At 66.1% G+C, this 19,665-nt stretch carries 23 protein-coding genes and 1 riboswitch; of the genes, 2 read left to right on the plus strand and 21 right to left on the minus strand.

Translation table 11 applies throughout. From position 1 onward, the window contains the following. Positions 1-7 precede the first annotated feature (7 nt). From AC6HZP_RS15530 to AC6HZP_RS15565, 8 genes are all read right to left on the minus strand, one after another. A complete protein-coding gene (locus tag AC6HZP_RS15530) occupies positions 8-832 on the minus strand; it encodes an ATP12 family chaperone protein (RefSeq protein WP_497523601.1) in 825 nt (274 codons plus the stop codon). Beyond that, complete coding sequence (locus AC6HZP_RS15535) at positions 825-1,826, minus strand: RluA family pseudouridine synthase (protein WP_201400035.1); 1,002 nt, start codon at positions 1,824-1,826, stop codon at positions 825-827. Before AC6HZP_RS15535 ends, AC6HZP_RS15530 begins: the two co-directional genes overlap by 8 nt. Positions 1,827-1,860: 34 nt before the next feature. Next, positions 1,861-2,244: a fluoride efflux transporter CrcB gene (gene crcB, locus AC6HZP_RS15540; protein WP_497523602.1), complete on the minus strand. Its 384-nt coding sequence runs from the start codon at positions 2,242-2,244 to the stop codon at positions 1,861-1,863. A 99-nt stretch (positions 2,245-2,343) separates the two neighbouring features. Continuing rightward, positions 2,344-2,420: riboswitch (Fluoride riboswitch) on the minus strand. Between the two features lie 152 nt (positions 2,421-2,572). After that, positions 2,573-2,713: a hypothetical protein gene (locus AC6HZP_RS15545; RefSeq protein ID WP_201400037.1), complete on the minus strand. Its 141-nt coding sequence runs from the start codon at positions 2,711-2,713 to the stop codon at positions 2,573-2,575. Between the two features lie 73 nt (positions 2,714-2,786). Continuing rightward, positions 2,787-3,854 (minus strand): fatty acid desaturase, encoded by a 1,068-nt coding sequence (locus AC6HZP_RS15550; protein ID WP_497523603.1) that lies wholly within the window; start codon positions 3,852-3,854, stop codon positions 2,787-2,789. Between the two features lie 43 nt (positions 3,855-3,897). Then, entirely contained in the window at positions 3,898-4,938 is a 1,041-nt protein-coding gene (locus AC6HZP_RS15555; RefSeq protein WP_497523604.1) for a 2-hydroxyacid dehydrogenase, read from the minus strand. A 3-nt stretch (positions 4,939-4,941) separates the two neighbouring features. After that, positions 4,942-6,060, minus strand: coding sequence for an AAA family ATPase (locus AC6HZP_RS15560; RefSeq protein ID WP_497523605.1), 1,119 nt, complete (start codon positions 6,058-6,060; stop codon positions 4,942-4,944). 68 nt (positions 6,061-6,128) lie between these two features. Continuing rightward, on the minus strand, positions 6,129-7,241 hold the full coding sequence (locus tag AC6HZP_RS15565; protein ID WP_497523606.1) for an S-(hydroxymethyl)glutathione dehydrogenase/class III alcohol dehydrogenase: 1,113 nt from the start codon (positions 7,239-7,241) through the stop codon (positions 6,129-6,131). 212 nt (positions 7,242-7,453) lie between these two features. Between AC6HZP_RS15565 and AC6HZP_RS15570 the strand changes: the two genes are divergently transcribed. After that, a complete protein-coding gene (locus AC6HZP_RS15570) occupies positions 7,454-8,023 on the plus strand; it encodes a nucleoside 2-deoxyribosyltransferase (protein WP_497523607.1) in 570 nt (189 codons plus the stop codon). A 5-nt stretch (positions 8,024-8,028) separates the two neighbouring features. Here the strand turns inward: AC6HZP_RS15570 and AC6HZP_RS15575 are convergent, their stop codons facing one another. From AC6HZP_RS15575 to AC6HZP_RS15585, 3 genes are all read right to left on the minus strand, one after another. Further along, positions 8,029-8,658 (minus strand): glutathione S-transferase family protein, encoded by a 630-nt coding sequence (locus AC6HZP_RS15575; protein ID WP_201400043.1) that lies wholly within the window; start codon positions 8,656-8,658, stop codon positions 8,029-8,031. A gap of 82 nt (positions 8,659-8,740) precedes the next feature. Further along, positions 8,741-10,048 carry a replication-associated recombination protein A gene (locus AC6HZP_RS15580; protein ID WP_497523608.1) on the minus strand — a complete coding sequence of 436 codons (1,308 nt, stop codon included), beginning with the start codon at positions 10,046-10,048 and terminating at the stop codon, positions 8,741-8,743. Between the two features lie 31 nt (positions 10,049-10,079). Continuing rightward, positions 10,080-11,474 (minus strand): DegQ family serine endoprotease, encoded by a 1,395-nt coding sequence (locus AC6HZP_RS15585; protein WP_497523609.1) that lies wholly within the window; start codon positions 11,472-11,474, stop codon positions 10,080-10,082. A 267-nt stretch (positions 11,475-11,741) separates the two neighbouring features. Between AC6HZP_RS15585 and AC6HZP_RS15590 the strand changes: the two genes are divergently transcribed. Next, positions 11,742-12,710, plus strand: a complete 969-nt coding sequence (locus tag AC6HZP_RS15590; RefSeq protein ID WP_497523610.1) for a hypothetical protein — start codon at positions 11,742-11,744, stop codon at positions 12,708-12,710. 598 nt (positions 12,711-13,308) lie between these two features. On the opposite strand, the gene rplQ is transcribed toward AC6HZP_RS15590, so the two are convergent. The 10 genes from rplQ to rplR form a co-directional block, all read right to left on the minus strand. Continuing rightward, positions 13,309-13,740, minus strand: a complete 432-nt coding sequence (gene rplQ / locus AC6HZP_RS15595) for a 50S ribosomal protein L17 (RefSeq protein ID WP_201400047.1) — start codon at positions 13,738-13,740, stop codon at positions 13,309-13,311. Between the two features lie 49 nt (positions 13,741-13,789). Then, a complete protein-coding gene (locus AC6HZP_RS15600) occupies positions 13,790-14,806 on the minus strand; it encodes a DNA-directed RNA polymerase subunit alpha (protein ID WP_497523611.1) in 1,017 nt (338 codons plus the stop codon). Between the two features lie 126 nt (positions 14,807-14,932). Beyond that, the gene (gene rpsK, locus AC6HZP_RS15605; RefSeq protein ID WP_018184927.1) at positions 14,933-15,322 is read right to left on the minus strand and encodes a 30S ribosomal protein S11; all 390 of its coding nucleotides are present in this window, start codon (positions 15,320-15,322) and stop codon (positions 14,933-14,935) included. A gap of 78 nt (positions 15,323-15,400) precedes the next feature. Next, positions 15,401-15,769, minus strand: coding sequence for a 30S ribosomal protein S13 (rpsM, locus tag AC6HZP_RS15610; RefSeq protein WP_201400049.1), 369 nt, complete (start codon positions 15,767-15,769; stop codon positions 15,401-15,403). 161 nt (positions 15,770-15,930) lie between these two features. Then, a complete protein-coding gene (locus AC6HZP_RS15615; protein ID WP_497523612.1) occupies positions 15,931-16,536 on the minus strand; it encodes an adenylate kinase in 606 nt (201 codons plus the stop codon). Continuing rightward, the gene (secY, locus tag AC6HZP_RS15620; protein ID WP_201400051.1) at positions 16,533-17,867 is read right to left on the minus strand and encodes a preprotein translocase subunit SecY; all 1,335 of its coding nucleotides are present in this window, start codon (positions 17,865-17,867) and stop codon (positions 16,533-16,535) included. Before secY ends, AC6HZP_RS15615 begins: the two co-directional genes overlap by 4 nt. Positions 17,868-17,975: 108 nt before the next feature. Further along, on the minus strand, positions 17,976-18,464 hold the full coding sequence (gene rplO, locus AC6HZP_RS15625; protein WP_201400052.1) for a 50S ribosomal protein L15: 489 nt from the start codon (positions 18,462-18,464) through the stop codon (positions 17,976-17,978). A 19-nt stretch (positions 18,465-18,483) separates the two neighbouring features. After that, positions 18,484-18,690, minus strand: a complete 207-nt coding sequence (rpmD, locus tag AC6HZP_RS15630; protein ID WP_018184922.1) for a 50S ribosomal protein L30 — start codon at positions 18,688-18,690, stop codon at positions 18,484-18,486. Between the two features lie 30 nt (positions 18,691-18,720). Beyond that, a complete protein-coding gene (gene rpsE / locus AC6HZP_RS15635; RefSeq protein WP_026304633.1) occupies positions 18,721-19,266 on the minus strand; it encodes a 30S ribosomal protein S5 in 546 nt (181 codons plus the stop codon). Positions 19,267-19,308: 42 nt separating this feature from the next. Beyond that, the gene (rplR, locus tag AC6HZP_RS15640; protein WP_201400053.1) at positions 19,309-19,665 is read right to left on the minus strand and encodes a 50S ribosomal protein L18; all 357 of its coding nucleotides are present in this window, start codon (positions 19,663-19,665) and stop codon (positions 19,309-19,311) included.

The raw sequence follows: 19,665 nt of genomic DNA on the forward strand, positions 1-19,665 counted from the left end.
ATGTCTCCTATGCCCGAGCGGCCAATACCTGCGCCGCGGCCTGCATCTCGCGCCAGCGGGCTTCCCGCCGCGCGCTCGCTTCCTCGTCCTCGCCCCAGAGCGAGATCTGATAGTCCTCGTCGATATGGGCCAGCGACCAGGCCTCTTCAGCCGAGAGACGCCCATGCAGCACGGCGAGCGCCAGTATGGCCGAGCCGGTCAGCGTCGTCACCGTGTTGAGAGCGGCGAGGCGCAGCGCGTCGAGATCGCCGATGGCGACATCGACCGCCTCGATCGTCTCGGGAAACTGCTCGACATGGACGATGCCCTCGGCCAGCACGAAGCGGGCGTGAAAGCGCTCCTGCATCCAGGCGATCAGCGGCGACCAGCGCTCGTCCTGCAGCGCCACCAGCCGTTCCGGGCTGTCGGCGCGATAGCAGAGCAGGTCCGAGCCGGCATAGCGCAGCACCTCGGCGCGGGTCTCGGTCAGCGTGTTGGCGACGCCGTCGACGGCGGAGTTGACGAGGCGCGTCAGCGGCATGGTGGAGGGCTTGATGAACTCGCCCTGCGCCGCCCATTCGGCCACGATCGCCGCCGCAATCGCCTCGTCCGGAACGACGAGGCGCGCCTTGCCCGGCGTGCGCACGGCGCGGCCGTCGAGGCGGATGACGAAGCCGCCCTCCTCGGCCGGCGCATAATCCGCCGCCGCGTAAAAACGCTTCGGCAGGACCGGCGCGTCGAGCTTCTCGGGGATCTTGCGCGGCGCGTCGGCCGCCTCGTCGCCGGCGTCGGCGCCAAGGTCCGCGAGCCTGCCGGCGGGTTCCTTGTCCGCGTCCTTGCCGGTCTCACTCATCGTCGTCGCCCGTATCGCCGAGATCCTTGTCGAAGCCGAGCAGGTTCCAGCTCTGCACCATATGCGGCGGCAGCGGCGCGGTGACGTCGAGCGTGCCGGTGCCGGAGGGATGCGGGATGATGATCCGCCGCGCGTGCAGATGCAGCTTGTTCTGGATGCCGCCGGGGAAATCCCAGTTGATGTCGGCCTCGAAATATTTCGGGTCGCCGATGATGGGATGGCCGATATGGGCGGCATGGGCGCGCAGCTGGTGCGTGCGGCCGGTGACAGGGCGCATGGTCAGCCAGGCGAGCCCCTGCCCCGCGATGTCGACCACCGAATAGAGCGAGACGGCATGGCTGGCGTCGTCCTCGCCATGGCGGGCGATCTTCATCTTGTCGCCCGAGGGACCGCCGTCACGGGCGAGCCAGGTCGAGACGCGGCCCTGCGGCGGGCGCGGCACGCCCTTCACCAGCGCCCAGTAGATCTTCTTGGTCGTACGGGCGCGGAAGCTCGCCGAGAGCTTCGAGGCGGCGAGGCGCGTCTTCGCGACCACCAGCACGCCGGTCGTCTCGCGATCGAGGCGGTGCACGAGGCGGGGCTTCTGGTCCTTGGTGTCGCGCAGCGCTTCCAGCATGCCGTCGACATGCGTCGTCAGGCCGGAGCCGCCCTGCACGGCGAGGCCCTGCGGCTTGTTGAAGACGTAGACGTGGTCGTCCTCGTACAGGCACATCGCCATCAGCGCGTCGGCGGCGCTGCCGCGCGCGCCGAGCGGACGAGCGACATGCGGGCTGCCGCCGGCGGAATCGACGCCGAGCGGCGGAATGCGCACCACCTGGCCGGGATTGACGCGGTCGTTGGTCTTGGCGCGGCCGCCGTCGACCCGCACCTGGCCCGAGCGCAGCAGCTTCTGCAGATGGCCGAACGACAGGCCCGGATAGTGATCCTTGAACCAGCGGTCCAGGCGCATGCCGGCTTCGTCGGCACCTACGGTTATGTTGACGATGCTCGCCATGGAAAAGTCCTTCTCTTGAAGGCGCCTCATATCATCAGGCGAGCGTCCTGACGAGCCAGAGCCCTGCAAAGAGCGCGAGAACCGACACGATGAGCGACGTCAGCGCGTAGATCGCGGCGTTGCCGGTCTCGCCGCGCTCAATGAGAAGCGCGACGTCGAGCGAAAAGGTAGAGAAGGTCGTGTAGCCGCCGAGCACGCCGGTCGTGAGGAACAGCCGCGCGTGCTGCGACCAGTTCATCCCGTCGCGAAAGGCGAAATAGCCGGCGACGAGCCCCATGACGAGCGAGCCTGTCACGTTGATGATCAGCGTCCCCCACGGGAAGGACGTGCCGAACAGGCGGGAGGATGTGAGGTTGATGCCATGGCGCAGCAAACCGCCAAGGCCCGCACCGACAAAAACGAGAAGGGATGGAAACATGGATTCTCCTCTGGGCCTGTCGCCCATGCAACCGAGGTCCAGCGAGAACATGGCCGCGACAAGAGGCTGGACGGACTCCTGCCGTGCGCCCGAAAAGGCACGTTGGCAGGGGTCATCAGCCGATCACGGCGGTTCAGATCCGAAGGACCTCGGGAGACTCCATTCCCGAGAGAGAAATTATGCCGGCAACAGCCGGAATGCAATTGAGAGCTTCGGGCAAGCCGGCCGCCTCAGCCGGGAAAATCAGGGACCGAGGCGGCATGGCGGAACGGCGGGCGGCCCGAAGGAAAGAGCAGCCCGAACCTGACAGAAGCGACGGGAGCCGCGGCTAGCCCTTCTTGCCCTTGCCAGGCGCGCCGAGCGTCGCCTTGCTCACCTGGGTGGTGAAGGTGGTGGCCGGCGCGGGCGCTTCCTTCACCTTCTTGGGCTTCTTCGCCTCCTTGTTGCTGCGCATCTGACCTTTGGCCATGGACATTCTCCTCAGGAGGTCACGCCAGATCCTCGGCGCCCGGCAGAAGCCGTCTGCGTCCAGACCAGCCCGATCAGGCGGTCTCGGCCGCGAGCGGCAAGGTCGCCGCCTGCCAGCGCCGCATCGCCTTGAACGACACGAGTTGCTGGCGGCCTTCATCCCATAATACCAGCGGAACGGAGCGCAGGCTCTCACCAATCGTGATGCGGCCCACCTGCGTCAGTTCCGGATGATGCCGGAGGACTTCCGGCAGGCGGTAATAGGGAATGCGGCTGCAGAGATGATGCACGTGGTGCACGCCGATATTGGCGGTCATCCAGCGCAGGACGCCGGGAAGATCGTAATAGGAGCTGCCATGCAGCGCCGCTTCCTGATGCGTCCAGTCCGGCGGGCGGGCCCAGAAGGTCTCCTCGAACTGATGCTGGACGTAGAACAGCCAGACGCCGATCGAGGCGGCGATGACGGCGATCGGCACGTGAATCAACAGGAAGGGACCGACGCCGACCAGCCACATCAGGACGCCGACCAAGAGGGCGATGCCGAGATTGGTGCCCATGGTGCTCAGCCAGGGCCCCCAGCCGTCGCGCATCAGGCCAACCGGCAGGCGGTGCTGCAGCAGGAAGAGATAGGCGGGCCCGATGACGAACAGAACGACCGGGTTGCGGTAGACGCGATAGCCGAGGCGCCCCCAGAAACCGCGCGCGCGATACTCCTCGACCGTCAGCGTCGTGATGTCGCCGATGCCGCGGAGTTCCAGATTGCCATGGGTGGCATGGTGGATCGCGTGGGTTCGGCGCCAATAGTCGTGCGGCGTCAGCGTCGCCACGCCGATGACGCGGCCGACCCAGTCGTTGACGTCACGCCGGCGGAAGAAGGCGCCGTGGCTGCAATCATGCTGGATCATGAAGAGGCGGACGAGAAACCCGCCGGCCGGAATGGCGAGCGCCAGCGCCAGCCACCAGTATCCGTACTGCACCAGCGCCCACATCGCCGCCCAGAGGGCTGCGAGCGGCAGCACGGTGATCAGGATCTCCATGACGCTTCGCGTCTCGTTCGGCTCGCGAAACCGGCCCAGAATCTTCGGCCAGCCCCGCGCGTGCGAGGCGCGGTCGGATAGATGAACATCGTTTTTGTAAGTCATGGGCGGCGATCCTACACGACATCGGGTCGCCGCCTTCCATGGTTTATTTTCCGCCTTGCGGATTATCACGCGGCGCGGCGCTTACGCTTTCGGCAACGACAATGTTTTCAAGAACTTCCCCCTTCTCGGCTGCGGCAATATTGTGCAGCGTCGTCTCGCTGATCGCCCTGAGGGCGTCGGCGGTCAGGAAGGCCTGGTGGCCGGTCACCAGCACATTGGGGAAGGTCAAAAGGCGCTGGAAGACGTCGTCCTGGATGATCTCGTTCGAGAGATCCTCGAAGAACAAATCCGCCTCCTGCTCGTAGACATCGAGCGCGACGCCGCCAACCTTGCCGCTCTTCAGCCCCTCGACCAGCGCCTCGGCGTCAATCAGCGCGCCGCGACTGGTGTTGACCAGCATGAAGCCGGGACGCGCCTTCTCGATTGTCGCCGCGTTGACGAGGTGATGCGTCTCGGGCGTCAGCGGGCAATGGAGCGTGAGGATGTCGGCCTCGACCAGCACCTCGGCGAGCGGCCTATATTCGATGCCGATCTCGACCAGCGCCGGATCGTGCCACTGGTCGAAGGCGAGCACGCGGCAGCCGAAGCCGAGCTTCAGGCAGCGCGCAACGAGGCCGCCGATCCGCCCGGTGCCGACGACGCCGACCGTCTTGCCGAAGAGGTCGCTGCCGATCAGCCCGTCGAGCGAGAAATTGTTGTCGCGCACTCGTGCCCAGGCGCGCGGAATGCGGCGATCGAGCGCCAGAAGCAGGGCAACGGTGAACTCGGCAACTGCGTGCGGCGAATAGGCCGGCACGCGCACCACGTCGATGCCGAGCTCGCCGGCGGCGACGAGGTCGACATTGTTGAAGCCGGCGCAGCGGAGCGCCACGAGGCGCGTTCCGGCGGCGGCGAGATGCGCCAGGAGATCGCGATCGAGCTTGTCGTTGACGAAGACGCAGACCGCCGGAAACCCGTCCGCCAAGGGCGCGGTGGTGAGATCGAGCTTCGGCTCGAAATAGACCAGCTCATGCCCGAAGGCGGCATTGGTCTCGGAAAGATACTGCCGGTCGTACGGCTTGGTGCTGAAGACGGCGACGCGCATGCTCTACTCCTGATCCGCGAATTCCCCGAAGAGCTTCAGCCCCTCGATCCATGTGGCGCCATCCTGCTTGACGACGACGCGCGGCGCGACGCCGGCCTCCTCGCCGAGCGCCGTGGCGAGGGCTTCCGAATGGGTGACGACCCAGACCTGCGTCCGCTCGGCGGCGCGGGCGATCAGCCGCGCCAGCGGCGGGATCAGGTCCGGATGCAAGCTGGTCTCGGGCTCGTTGAGCGCGATGAACCCCGGCAGGCGATAGGCCGAGAGCGCCGCGACCAGGCAGAGAAAATGCAGCGTCCCATCTGAAAGCTCGTGCGCGCCGAGCGGGCGCGGCAGGTCCGGGAACTGGAGGCCGATCGAGACCGTGCCCTTGCCGAATTCGGTGACGAGCGCGGTGCCGGGAAAGGCATCGGCGATCGCAGCCTCGATATCCGGCGCCTCGCCCCGGATCTCGAAGACCGTCGCAAGCGCCGCCGCGAGATCGTAGCCGTCCGAGGCGAGCGTCGGCGTGGTGATGGCCAACGCCGGCTGGCGGATCGGCGAAGCCTTGTCGGTGCGGAAGTCGTGATAGAAGCGCCAGTCCTGCAGCGCCCGGCGGACGAGGTCGAGCTCGGTGAAGCGGCCCTGGTCGCGAAAACCGGAAAGCGCCGTCTCGGAAGGGACCAGCGCCTCCTCATAGGACTGGCGCCGTCCGCTTTCGTCGCGCAGCCAGGCGCTCGGGCCCTGCCGCTTCATCAGCGTCACGGCCTTGCCGTGGCTGCGATGGACGAGTTCCTCGGCCTTGACCATCGGTTCGGTCTTGGTCAGCGCCGCCTCGTCGATCGGCGCCGGCAGGCCGATCTCGATCGAATAGAAATACTCGCCGAACTCGGCGCCCAGCTTCAGCCGCACCGGCCCCTTGGCGCGGGGACCCGCCCAGAGGACGGATTCGAAGCCGCCCTCCTCCGCGATTTCGCGCGTGATCGTGCCGCGCGCGGCGGCCGCCAGGAGCTCGAGCGAGCGATAGAGATTGGTCTTGCCGACGCCGTTCTTGCCGACGAGCACGGTCAGCCGCTCGACCGGCACCTGGATGCGCCGGATCGAACGATAGAGTTCGGCCGAGACGGATGTCAGGCGAAGGGGCACGGCTCCTCCGGGCAACGGCGAAGGAATGGTTCGGGCAGGCTGCCGAAGCCCCCTGCCCGATGCTTCGGTCAGAACGTGACGACGCTGCGGATCGACTTGCCTTCGTGCATGAGATCGAAGGCGGTGTTGATCTCGGCGAGCGGCATGGTGTGGGTGATCAGGTCGTCGATGTTGATCTTGCCGTCCATGTACCAGTCGACGATCTTCGGAACGTCGGTGCGGCCCCGCGCGCCACCAAACGCCGAGCCCTTCCAGACGCGGCCGGTAACGAGCTGGAACGGACGGGTCGAGATCTCGGTGCCCGAGGGCGCCACGCCGATGATGATCGACTCGCCCCAGCCGCGATGGCAGCACTCCAGCGCCTGACGCATGGTGTGGACGTTGCCGATGCACTCGAACGAGAAATCCGCGCCGCCGCCGGTCAGGTCGACGATCGCCTCGACGACCTTGTCGCGGCCGACCTCGTCCGGATTGACGAAATGCGTCATGCCGAACTTCTTGGCCATCTCGACCTTGGCCGGGTTCAGATCGACGCCGATGATCTTGTCGGCGCCGACCATGCGGGCGCCCTGGATCACGTTCAATCCGATGCCGCCGAGGCCGAACACCACGACATTCGCGCCCGGCCAGACCTTGCCGGTGTGGATGACGGCGCCGATGCCGGTCGTCACGCCGCAGCCGATGTAGCAGATCTTGTCGAAGGGCGCGTCCTCGCGAACCTTGGCGACGGCGATCTCGGGCAGCACGGTGAAGTTCGAGAAGGTCGACGTGCCCATGTAGTGGAACACGGTCTCGCTGTCGCAGCGGAAGCGCGAGGTCTTGTCCGGCATCAGGCCCTGCCCCTGCGTCGAGCGGATCGCCGTGCAGAGGTTGGAGCGCTGCGACAGGCAGGTTTTGCACTGGCGGCATTCGGGCGTGTAGAGCGGGATAACGTGGTCGCCGGGACGCACCGAGGTGACGCCGGCGCCGACCTCGCGGACGATGCCCGCGCCTTCATGGCCGAGGATCGCCGGGAACTTGCCCTCCGAATCGAGGCCGGACAGCGTGTAGGCGTCGGTATGGCAGACGCCCGTCGCCATGATCTCGACCAGCACTTCGCCGGCCTTTGGACCTTCCAGATCGATCGTCTCGATCGTGAGCGGCTTGTTGGCTTCCCAGGCGACGGCGGCACGGGTCTTCATCGGACGGCTCCTCGAAATTCTCTTCGCGCAATTCGGGCCGGCGCAACCGCCAGCGTGCTCCTTGGATAGCCCACTCCCGCCACCGGGTCGATCCTTCCGCCCGGCGCGGGCGGGGATAGAGCGTTTTCAAGCGAAGTGCATACCGGCTCGCTCTAGTGACACGGCCAGGGTCCTGTGGAAGGCTCGGCGCCTCATCGAGGGGGTTCCATCCAGTGCCAAGCAAGGTCTATCTCGCCGGTCCCGAAGTGTTCCTGCCGAATGCGCGCGAAATGCTGGCGCGCAAGGCGGAGCTCGCCCGCGCGGCCGGGCTTATCCCGTTGTCGCCCGGCGATCTCGAAATCCCTCCGGCCGACACCAAGAAGGGATTCGGCCATGCCATCAGCGCCGTCGATGAGCGGATGATGCTGGAGGCGGACGCCATCATCGCCAATTTGACGCCGTTTCGCGGCATCGCAGCCGATACCGGCACGACCTTCGAACTCGGCTTCATGTGCGCGCTCGGCAAGGCCGTCTTCGCCTACACCAACGTCGCCGAAAACCACTATCGCCGCGTCGTGGCGCATTATCACGGCGCGGTCGCGCGCGGCGATGACGGCCATCAGCGCGGTCCCGACGGATTGTCCGTCGAGGATTTCGACATGATCGACAATCTGATGCTGCATGGCGGCATCGAGCGGCGCGGCGGCACCGTCATCGTCGGGAATGCCGCGCCGGATGCGCTCTACACGGATCTCACGGCCTTCGAGGCCTGCCTCGCCATCGCCGCCGAGCGTCTCGCCTGAGGCGATCAGCCCTTCGGCGGGATCAGGGGCTGGGCGATCTCCTGAAACACGGCGAGCCCCTCGCACTCCGCCGCCAGCGCCGCGAGGCGCGGCCAGGTCTCCGCCTGGAATGCGTCGGGATGCGCCTCGCGGACGAAGCGCAGCACGGAGGCGACGGCGATGTCGGCATGGCCGATGCGGTCGCCGTACCACCACGGCGTCGAACGCGCCGCCCGGTCCTGCTCCAGCGCGTCGAGCGTCGCGCCGATCTGCGTCCGGCAGCGCTCGACCCAGAGTTCGGAGCGGTCCTTGCGCAGGATCTTCTCGTAGAGGAGGCTGACCGCCTTGTCGCCGAGCCCCATGGCGAGCGCGATCGTCTTCAGCGCATGCCGCCGCTCCGGCCCGAACGGCGCCAGCATGGCGCGGTCGGGTCCGGCCAGCTCGTCGAGATAGTCGAGGATCGCGGCGCTTTCGATCAGCACCTCGCCATCCTCGAGCACCAGTGTCGGCACCCGCCTGAGCGGATTGTAAGCGCCCAGCTTTTCGGCATCGCCGAAGGTGGACCACGGCCAATGCTCGAACGGCAGATCGTAGAATCGCAGCGCGATCGCGACGCGGCGGACGAAGGGCGAATCATACTGGCCGATGAGGATCAAGGCGGGACGCTCCGTTGCGGAAGCGCATGCTGCCCGATGCCGGACGGGCCGGCAACCGGCCCCGATCCCGGGACGCGGGCGCCTACTCCCCCCGCTCCTTCCGCAGCTTGGACCAATAGTCCATGCGCTTGCGGATCTCGCGCTCGAAGCCGCGTTCGACCGGCTGGTAGAAGCTCTGGCGGCCGAGCGCGTCGGGGAAATAGTCCTGGCCCGAGAAGGCGTCCGGCTCGTCGTGGTCGTAGCGATAGCCGGCGTTGTAGCCCTCGTCCTTCATCAGCTTGGTCGGCGCGTTCAGGATGCGCTTCGGCGGCAGCAGCGAGCCGCCGTGCTTCGCCGTCTGCATCGCCGCCTTGAAGGCCGTGTAGACGGCGTTCGATTTCGGCGCCGTGGCGAGATAGACTGCGGCCTGCGCGAAGGCGAGCTCGCCTTCCGGGCTGCCGAGATAGTCGTAGGCGTCCTTGGCCGCGTTGGCGACGACGAGCGCCTGCGGATCGGCGAGGCCGATATCCTCGACCGCCATCCGCACCAGCCGGCGGCCGAGATAGAGCGGATCCTCGCCGGCGTCGAACATGCGGGCGAGATAGTAGAGCGCCGCATCCGGATCGGAGCCGCGGATCGACTTGTGCAGGGCCGAGATCAGATTGTAGTGGCCGTCCTGGCCCTTGTCGTAGATCGGCGCCCGGCGCTGGACGATCTCCTGCAGGCCCTTGGAATCGAAGATCTCGCCGGGCTTCGCCGCCCGCCAGACCTCTTCCGAGAGGGTCAGCGAGGCGCGGCCGTCGCCGTCGGCCATGCGGATCAGCGTCTCGCGCGCCTCCTCGTCGAGCGGCAAGGGCTTGCCCTCGACGGCCTCGGCGCGGTCGAGCAGCTTGCCGATCGATTCCGGACCGTGGGAATGAAACACCAGCACGCGCGCCCGCGACAGCAGAGCGGCGTTGAGCTCGAAAGACGGATTTTCCGTCGTCGCACCGACGAGCGTGACGGTGCCGTCCTCCATCACCGGCAGGAAGCTGTCCTGCTGGGCGCGGTTGAACCGATGGATTTCGTCGACGAAGAGCAGCGTGCCCTTGCCGATTTGCCGCCGCGCGCGCGCCTGCTCGAACACCTTCTTCAGGTCGGCGACGCCAGAGAAGATCGCCGAGATCTGCTCGAAATGCAGATCCGTCTCGTTGGCGAGCAGCCGCGCCACCGTCGTCTTGCCGGTGCCGGGCGGGCCCCAAAAGACCATCGAGCCGAGCGAGCCGGAATTCAGCATGCGCGACAACGCGCCGTCGGGACCGACCAGATGGTCCTGCCCGACGACCTCGGCCAGCCGTTCGGGGCGCAGCCGGTCCGCCAAGGGCCGCGGCGCGGCCCTCTCCATTCCAGCCGCCTCGAACAGATTACTCATATGCACGATCCGATTGGTTTCAGCGCCCGACTCATCGGCCAACTTGAGAGCGGATCAGGCGACCGCCGCGCTCGATGACCAGACGATAGCGCGAGGCGCCCTGCGAGGCGATCTCGGCGAGGCCCTTGGTCGTCTCGACCTTGGCGCCATTGACCTCGACGACGACGTCGCCGGGGCGGAAGCCGACGCCGGAAGCGGCGGAGTCCTTCTCGACCGACTGGATCAGCACGCCGTTCCGGCGCTTGCCCTGATAGGCCTGCTCCTCGATCACCGCCGGCGAGAGATTGACGACCGTGGCACCCGCGAAGGGCGATTCGCCCGTGATCGCCCGCTCGTCGCGCGGCGTCGTCTCGGGCGCCGCCACGAGGGCGAGCTCGGTCGAGTGCGGCTTGCCGCCGCGAATATAGTCGAGCTTCACCGTACCGCCGACGCCCTTGGTGGCAACGCGGTAGTTGAAGCCGTTCGGATCATCCACCTCGATGCCGTCGACGCTGTCGACGAGATCGCCGGACTTCAGGCCCGCCTTCTCGGCCGGGCTGCCTTCCTCGACATCGGTGACGAGCGCGCCGCGCGGCCGGCCGATCCCGAGCCCCTCGGCGATCTCCGGCGTCACCTGCTGGAAGCCGGCGCCAACCCAGGCGAGCCGCAGCCGGCCGTCCTTCAGCGCCGACTGCGCCACGACGCGGACCATGTTGGACGGGATGGCGAAGCCGATGCCGATCGAGCCGCCCGAGCGCGAATAGATCGCCGTGTTGATGCCGACGAGATTGCCGTCCATGTCGACGAGCGCGCCGCCGGAATTGCCGGGATTGATGGCCGCGTCGGTCTGGACGAAGAACTGGTAGTCGGAGGCGCCGATCTGCGTGCGCGCCAGCGCCGAGACGATGCCGCTCGTCACCGTCTGGCCGACGCCGAAGGGATCGCCGATCGCCAGCACCAGGTCGCCGACCTGGAGCGCATCCGAATCGGCATAGTTCACGACCGGGAACGTGCCGTCCGCCCCCTTCAGACGAAGGACGGCGAGGTCCATGCGCTCGTCCTTAAGCAGTACGTCGGCCTCGTATTCCCGCTTGTCGGACAGCGCGACCTTCACCTCGTCGGCATTGGCGATGACGTGATAATTGGTCACGACGACGCCGGACGCATCCACGATGACGCCAGAGCCGAGCGACTGCTGCACGCGCTTGCGCGGCGCGTCGTTCATGTCGCCGCCGAAGAAGCGCCGGAAGAACGGATCGTCCATGAAGGGCGAGACGCGCTGCTGCACGACGCGCGAGGCGTAGACGTTGACGACGGCGGGCGAGACGCGCTTGACGATCGGCGAGAAGGAATAGCGCAGCGCCGCCTCGGATTGTGGCACCGCGCGCTCGGCAGCCTGTGCCGCCCCGCCGAGGAATACGCCCGCCAATCCGATCGCAATCGCCATTCCAAACCGCATCGAGCCAACCTTTCTGCCGAGATTCCTTCGCGAGAGATGGTACATCAAATGCGGCGGTGCCGTGACCTTGCCGATCCGTCGCACCGGAGCGGCGCGGGAGGAATCCACAGCCGCCGCTTCCTATGACGGCACAACCTGCCTTAGGCTCGCCCAGACTTGATGGGATAAGCTGCCGGATGTCACCGTCGACGCCCCGTTCGCGCCGGACGCCGGCCGTGACATCCGACCAATGCCCGAAGGCGCGTAGGGATCAGCATGCTCTGGATCACAGTGTTCATCGTCGGTCTGCTGGCCCTGCTGGGCGGGCTGGTTCCCTTGCTTCTCAACGGTTTGAGCAAGACGAACTTCGCCGGCATCGCGATCGGCACCGTCCTGCTCGCGGCCGGCATCGCCGGCGTGATCCTGCATCCGAGACTGCCGCTGACCGTCCCGAGCCTCGCCTCGATCGAGAGCAGCGTCACCGGCCACGAGCCGGAGCCGGCTCCCGCCAGCCCCGAATCAACGCCGGAGGCGGCCCTGCCGGCAGCCCCCGCCGCCCGGGTCGTCGAGCCGGCGCACGAAGAAGAGCCGCTGCCGTCGCCTTCGGCCAAGGACGAATCGCAGCTCGAGCCGTCGCCCCTGCCCGATCCGGTTCCTGTGACGACCACCGCCGAGGCCGGCAGCGAGCCTGAGCCGCTGCCGGCCACCCCGCCGACGCCGGTCCCCTCGCCGGCCGCCGCCGCGCCCGCTGACGACGGCATCGCCACGCTGGCCATCGCCGCGCAGCAGCCGAAGGACCAGACGGCCTTCGCCGCAGTGATCAAGTCGACCAAGGCCGAATTCGACACGGCCGACGACGTCCAGCGCGAGGCGATCCAGCCGAAGCGCGCCGCCGCCATCTGCAAGGCCGTGCCCAAGCCCGAGATCAAGGGCTGGGTCGGACAGATCCAGGCGGCGGAGAAGGATTCGGGCGGGCGGCTTACCGTGACCGTCGCGCTGCCGGACGGCACGCTGGTCAAGACATGGAACAACGCCATGTCCGATATCGACGACAACACGCTGGTGCCCGCCGGCACGCCGCTGGCCCAGACCTTCGGCAAGCTGCAGACGGGCGAAGCCATCCGCTTCGCCGGCACGTTCTTCACCGACGAGCCGGATTGCTACCGCTCGAGCCGGCTGTCGCTGCCGCAATCGATGATGGAGCCGAGCTTCCTGTTCCGCTTCACCTCGGTCGAGAAGCTGTAGGGTTTTGTCCCCGGCGTCGGCCGTGCGGCGCTAGGCGGCGGCGCCAGGCACCAAGCAAGCCCCTCACCCAACCCTCTCCCGCAAGCGGGCGAGGGCTTTGGCCGGCGTTGTTCATAGGAACGCTCAGTCCGCGACAAGCGCAGATGCGCCCCCTCTCCCGCTCGCGGGAGAGGGTTGGGGTGAGGGTCTGACAGACCGGGCATCGAGCCGAACAGTCCTGCGTCCGACCTTCGAGACGGTCCGCTCCGCCATCATCCTGAGGTGCTTCGCGTCAGCGAAGCCTCGAAGGAGGATCCAGCGGTCACTGCAATTCGCAGACGCAGTCCGGCGATGCCCCCGCATTCCATGTGAGGCGTGTTCCCTGAACCCTCCTTCGAGGCCCGGCTTCGCCGGGCGCCTCAGGATGATGGGTGAGTTCCGGGAATGGGGCCTGGGAGGTTCAGGGGTCTGAAATCAGCCGTCTGCCGCCTCGAACATCAAGCCACGCCCGATTTCGAATTCCGCGCCCAAGCCCGCCTCTCCCACCGCCGTGGCGCTTCCCCAAACGAAAAAGGGCGGCCCGGAGGCCGCCCTTTCAAAACTCGCGGATGCGAACGGCTTACGCCGCCACGCCTTCCGACTCAGCCTCGGCAGCGGCCGTGCGAGCACGGTCCGAAGCGCCCTTGGCGTCGACGTCGCGATCGACGAACTCGATCACGGCCACCGGCGCGTTGTCGCCATAGCGGAAGCCGGCCTTCAGGACGCGAAGGTAGCCACCCTGGCGCTCCTGGTAACGCGGGCCGAGCGTTTCGAACAGCTTCTTGGCAGCCGCGACGTCGCGCAGCTGCGCGATCGCCTGACGACGTGCATGCAGGTCGCCGCGCTTGCCGAGCGTCACCAGCTTCTCGACGATCGGACGCAGGTCCTTCGCCTTCGGCAGGGTGGTGACGATCTGCTCGTGCGTGATCAGCGCTACAGCCATGTTTGCGAACATCGCCTTGCGGTGGCTCGCGGTACGGCTGAACTTGCGACCGGAATTACCGTGGCGCATGGCTCTCTCCTCAGTTTCTCTACCGGCGGCTCACGCCGTGGGTGCTGTCTCAGTAATGATCTTCGTAGCGCTTGGCGAGCTCTTCGATGTTCTCCGGCGGCCAGTTGGTGACCTCCATGCCGAGATGGAGACCCATCTGGGCGAGAACTTCCTTGATCTCGTTGAGCGACTTGCGGCCGAAATTCGGGGTCCGGAGCATCTCTGCCTCGGTCTTCTGAATCAGGTCGCCAATATAGACGATATTGTCGTTCTTCAGGCAATTGGCCGAACGGACGGAAAGTTCCAGTTCGTCCACCTTCTTCAGAAGCGACGGGTTGAAGGCGAGCTCCGGAATCGCTTCCGAAACGGTCTCCTTCTGCGGCTCTTCGAAATTGACGAAGATCGACAGCTGGTCCTGGACGATACGGGCAGCGTAGGCCACCGCGTCGTCGGGACGGAGCGAGCCGTCGGTCTCGACCGAAAGCGTCAGCTTGTCATAGTCGAGAACCTGGCCCTCGCGGGTGTTCTCGACGCGGTACGAGACCTTCTTGACCGGCGAATAGATGCTGTCGACCGGGATGAGCCCGATCGGCGCGTCTTCGGCGCGGTTGCGGTCGGCCGGGACGTAGCCCTTGCCGGTATTCACCGTGAACTCCATGCGGATCTCGGCGCCCTCGTCGAGGGTGCACAGGACCAGCTCGGGGTTCAGGATCTCGATATCGCCGACGGTCTGGATGTCACCAGCGGTGACGACGCCCGGACCCGTCTTGCGAACCACCATGCGCTTCGGGCCTTCGCCCTGCATCTTGATGGAGATTTCCTTGATGTTCAGGATGATGTCGGTGACATCTTCCCGGACGCCGGCAATCGACGAGAACTCGTGCAGAACGCCGTCGATCTGGACGGCGGTGACCGCGGCGCCCTGGAGCGAAGACAGAAGCACGCGGCGCAGCGCGTTGCCGAGCGTCAGACCGAAGCCGCGCTCAAGAGGCTCCGCCACGACAGTGGCGAGACGCTTGGGATCGGAACCCGGCGTCACCTCGAGCTTGTTCGGCTTGATCAGCTCTTGCCAATTCTTATGGATCACGACCGTATCCTTTCGATCTCGAACGCCGCCCGACGGTTCGGGTGGCGTGGCGCTCCGGCTAAAGGCGGAGCGCCGAATGCCGATACGCAGTGAAAGCGGCGTCCACCGGGGACGCCGCCCGAGGCTTTAGACGCGGCGGCGCTTGCGCGGCCGGCAGCCATTGTGCGCGATCGGCGTCACATCACGGATCGAGGTGATGGTGAAGCCAGCAGCCTGCAGGGCGCGAAGCGCCGACTCACGGCCCGAACCCGGACCCGAGACTTCGACTTCGAGCGTCTTCATGCCATGCTCGGCAGCCTTGCGGCTTGCATCCTCAGCAGCCATCTGGGCGGCATAGGGGGTCGACTTACGCGAACCCTTGAAGCCCATCATGCCCGCCGACGACCAGGAAATCGCATTTCCCTGCGCGTCGGTGATGGTGATCATCGTGTTGTTGAACGTCGAGCTCACATGCGCAACGCCCGAGGAGATGTTCTTCCGCTCGCGGCGACGTACGCGCGTTGTGTCCTTGGCCATTCTCTATCCTTACGTTCGATCTCGACACCGCCGTAAAACCGGCGGCTCCACCGGGGGCCTAGCGCCCCGAATTCATAATTACTTCTTCTTGCCGGCGATCGGCTTAGCCGGGCCCTTGCGGGTGCGCGCATTGGTATGCGTGCGCTGGCCGCGAACCGGCAGACCGCGGCGATGACGCAGGCCGCGGTAGCAGCCGAGGTCCATGAGCCGCTTGATGTTCATTGCGACTTCGCGACGCAGATCACCTTCCACGACGTAGTCGCGGTCGATCGCTTCGCGGATCGCCAGAACTTCGGCGTCCGAGAGCTCGTTGACACGACGCTCCGGAGCGATGTTCGTCTTCGTGATGATGTCGAGCGCGTTCTTCGCGCCGATCCCGTGAATGTACTGAAGCGCGATGATGACGCGCTTGTTCGTCGGGATGTTTACGCCTGCGATACGGGCCAATGCCGTCTCCATCTCTAGCCACCGGAACATTCCGGCGGCACCTCAACTTCCCCGCGTCCGGTGGAGGCCGGCTCGTGCGGGCATTCTCTTGCGCAAACAAGCAATGCCGTCCCCTGAAATGTCAGGGAACGCCAACGCCTGTTTGCAGCAGGTCGCGAGCCTTATCGACTCGTGACCTGTTCGTCAAGCCTATCCAGCGTCGCGTTGATGTCCGCGGACACTTCGTCGATCGAACGCATGCCGTCGATCTCAACCAGACGACCACCAGCCTTATAGTAAGGCGAGATGATCGCGGTATCCCGATTATAGGCTTCGAGCCTGGTCTTGAAGACCTCGGGATCATCGTCCTTGCGCACCGGCTCGCCGCGAGCGCGGGTCTCGTCGGCACGCTTGGTGATCCGGTCCGTCAGCTTGGACTGGTCCACCTTCAGCTCGAGCACGGCGTCGAGCTTGACGCCCTTGCCGGCCAGCATCTTCTCCAGCGCGTCCGCCTGGGCGATTGTGCGGGGAAAGCCGTCGAGGATGAAGCCCTTGCGGGCGTCCGGCTCCTCGATGCGGTCGGCAACGATCCCGACGACGACCTCGTCGGGAACAAGATTACCCGCGTCCATCAGCGCCTTGGCCTGAAGGCCGATCGGCGTCTCCGCCGCCACGGCGGCCCGCAGCATGTCGCCTGTCGACAACTGCGGAATGCCGTAGCGCTTTACCAGACGTGCGGACTGCGTGCCCTTACCAGCTCCCGGTGGTCCGAGCAGAATCAGTCTCATCGTCTCTTCCCCCTCAGCTTGGACTTCTTGACCAAGCCCTCATATTGGTGCGCCAACAGGTGGCCCTGGATCTGCGAGACCGTATCCATCGTCACGTTGACGACGATGAGCAACGAGGTGCCGCCGAAATAGAACGGGACGTGCGTCGCCGAGATCAGGAACTCAGGCAGAAGACAGACGACGACCAGGTAGATGGCGCCGAGCAGCGTAATGCGCGTCAGCACGTAGTCGATGTATTCCGCCGTCCGCTGGCCCGGGCGGATGCCCGGAATGAAGCCGCCATGCTTCTTCAGATTGTCGGCCGTGTCCGTCGGATTGAACACGATCGCCGTGTAGAAGAAGGCGAAGAAGATGATCATCGCCGCATAGAGCAGCATGTACAGCACGGTGCCATGGCCGAGCAGCGCGACCGTCGAGGTCAGCCAGCTCGGCGCACCGCTCGACGCGGTGAAGTTGGCGATCGTGGCCGGCAGCAGCAGCAGCGACGAGGCGAAGATCGGCGGAATGACGCCCGACGTGTTCAGCTTGAGCGGCAGATGCGACGACTCACCCTGGAACATCCGGTTGCCGACCTGGCGCTTCGGATACTGGATGATGAGGCGGCGCTGAGCACGCTCCATGTACACGATGAAGGCGATCGCGACGACGGCGACGACTGCAACGAGCAGGATCACCCAGGTGGCGAGCGCGCCCTGGCGGCCCAGTTCCAACATGCCGATCAGGGCGTGCGGAAGGTTGGCGACGATGCCGGCGAAGATGATCAGCGAGATGCCGTTACCGATGCCGCGCGAGGTGATCTGCTCACCGAGCCACATCAGGAACATCGTGCCGCCCGTCAGGGTGATGACGGTCGAGATCCGGAAGAACATGCCGGGATCGATGACGATGTTCGTACCGCCCTCGAGGCCGACCGAAATGCCGTAGGCCTGAACGACGGCGAGCAGCACCGTGCCGTAGCGCGTGTACTGGTTGATGATCTTGCGACCGGCCTCCCCTTCCTTCTTCAAGGCTTCGAGGGAAGGAACGATCGACGTCATCAGCTGAATGATGATCGATGCCGAAATGTACGGCATGATGCCGAGCGCAAAAATCGCCATGCGTCCGACGGCACCGCCGGAGAACATGTTGAACAGGCCGAGAATACCGGACTGCTGATTGTTGAAGGCGCTGGCCAGCGCTTCCGGATTGATGCCGGGAAGCGGGATATAAGTGCCGAGCCGATAGACGAGCAACGCACCCAGCGTGAACCAGATGCGTTTCTTCAGAGCCTCGGCTTTGGCGAAGGCGCCAAAATTGAGATTGGCCGCCAGTTGTTCAGCCGCTGATGCCATTCGCCGCTCCGTTCGGGCCCGGAAACCGGGCCCCAATGCCCCTACCGGGCATCAAGTGGTCTCTCGGAGGCGCCGCGACAAGCGGCGCCCCTCCCCGAACGACGCAGTTTAAGCTGCGTCCGTGTTGTCGGTAACCTTGGGCGCCAGGACCTTGACGGACCCGCCAGCCTTCTCGACGGCTTCGATAGCCGGCTTCGACGCACCGGCGATCTCGAAGGCAACAGCGGCCTTCAGCTCGCCGACGCCGAGGAGGCGAACGCCATCCTGCACGCGGCGGATGACACCGGCTTCCTTCAGCGCTTCGACCGTCACCGGCTTCGTCGCGTCGAGCTTGCCCGCATCGATCGCAGCCTGGACACGGCCGAGGCTGACCTCGTTGTAGTCCTTCGCGAAGATGTTGGTGAAGCCGCGCTTCGGCAGACGCCGATGCAGCGGCATCTGGCCGCCTTCAAAGCCCTTGATCGCCACGCCCGTGCGCGACTTCTGGCCCTTGACGCCGCGACCACCGGTCTTGCCCTTACCCGAACCGATACCGCGTCCGACGCGCATGCGGTTCTTGCTGGAACCCGGGTTGTCGTTGATCTCGTTGAGCTTCATCGAACTGGTCCTTCTGGGCTCAGGCCTCGTCCACAACGCGGACGAGGTGAGCCACCTTGGCGATCATGCCGCGAACCGCAGGCGTGTCCTGCAGCGTCGAACGGCGACGGATCCGGTTGAGGCCGAGGCCGATCAGCGTAGCACGCTGCTCGGCCGGACGGCGGATCGGGCTGCCGGTCTGCTCGACGGTAACCGTCTTGGCGGCGCCTTCAGATTTCTTGGCCATTTGGTCAAATCCTCGAATTCAATCGGGCGCTCACGCCTCGGCGGAAGCTTCGGCTTCGCCGCCGCGACGGGCCTGCAGGGCCGACACCTTGATGCCGCGACGAGCCGCGACCGAACGCGGGCTGTCTTCGGCGCCAAGAGCGGCGAAGGTCGCACGCACCATGTTGTACGGGTTCGACGAACCCATCGACTTGGCGACGACGTCCTGGACGCCGAGCGTCTCGAACACGGCGCGCATCGGGCCACCGGCGATGATACCCGTACCGGCGGGAGCCGCGCGCAGGAACACCTTGCCGGCGCCGTGGCGACCGAACACGTCATGATGCAGGGTACGGCCCTCGCGGAGCGGAACCCGAACGAGGCTCCGCTTCGCTGCTTCCGTCGCCTTGCGGATCGCTTCAGGCACTTCGCGCGCCTTGCCGTGGCCGAAACCGACCCGGCCCTTCTGGTCGCCGACGACGACGAGGGCTGCGAAGCCGAAACGCCGTCCGCCCTTCACCACCTTCGCGACGCGATTGATGTGAACGAGCTTGTCGACGAATTCGCTGTCGCGCTCTTCCCGCTGCTCTCTGGCCATCGAAACATCCAATCCTGTTACGTGATGACGCGCCTCAGCGCATCAGAAGTCGAGACCGCCCTCGCGAGCGCCGTCGGCCAGCGCCTTCACGCGGCCATGAAAAAGGTAACCACCGCGGTCGAAGATGACCTGGGTCACGCCGGCGGCCTTGGCACGCTCAGCGACGAGCTTGCCGACAGCCTCGGCGGCTGCCTTGTCGGCACCCGTCTTCAGCGAGCCGCGGAGATCCTTTTCCAGCGTCGACGCCGAGGCGAGCGTACGCCCCTCGGCATCGTCGATCACCTGGGCGTAGATGTGCTCCGACGAGCGGTAGACGCTGAGCCGGGGACGTCCGTTCGCAACCTTCCGGAGCGCACGGCGGACGCGCGCAGCGCGACGGTCCTGCAGAATATTGGCCAT

It is taken from the genome of Kaistia sp. SLG-1, from assembly GCF_059699055.1.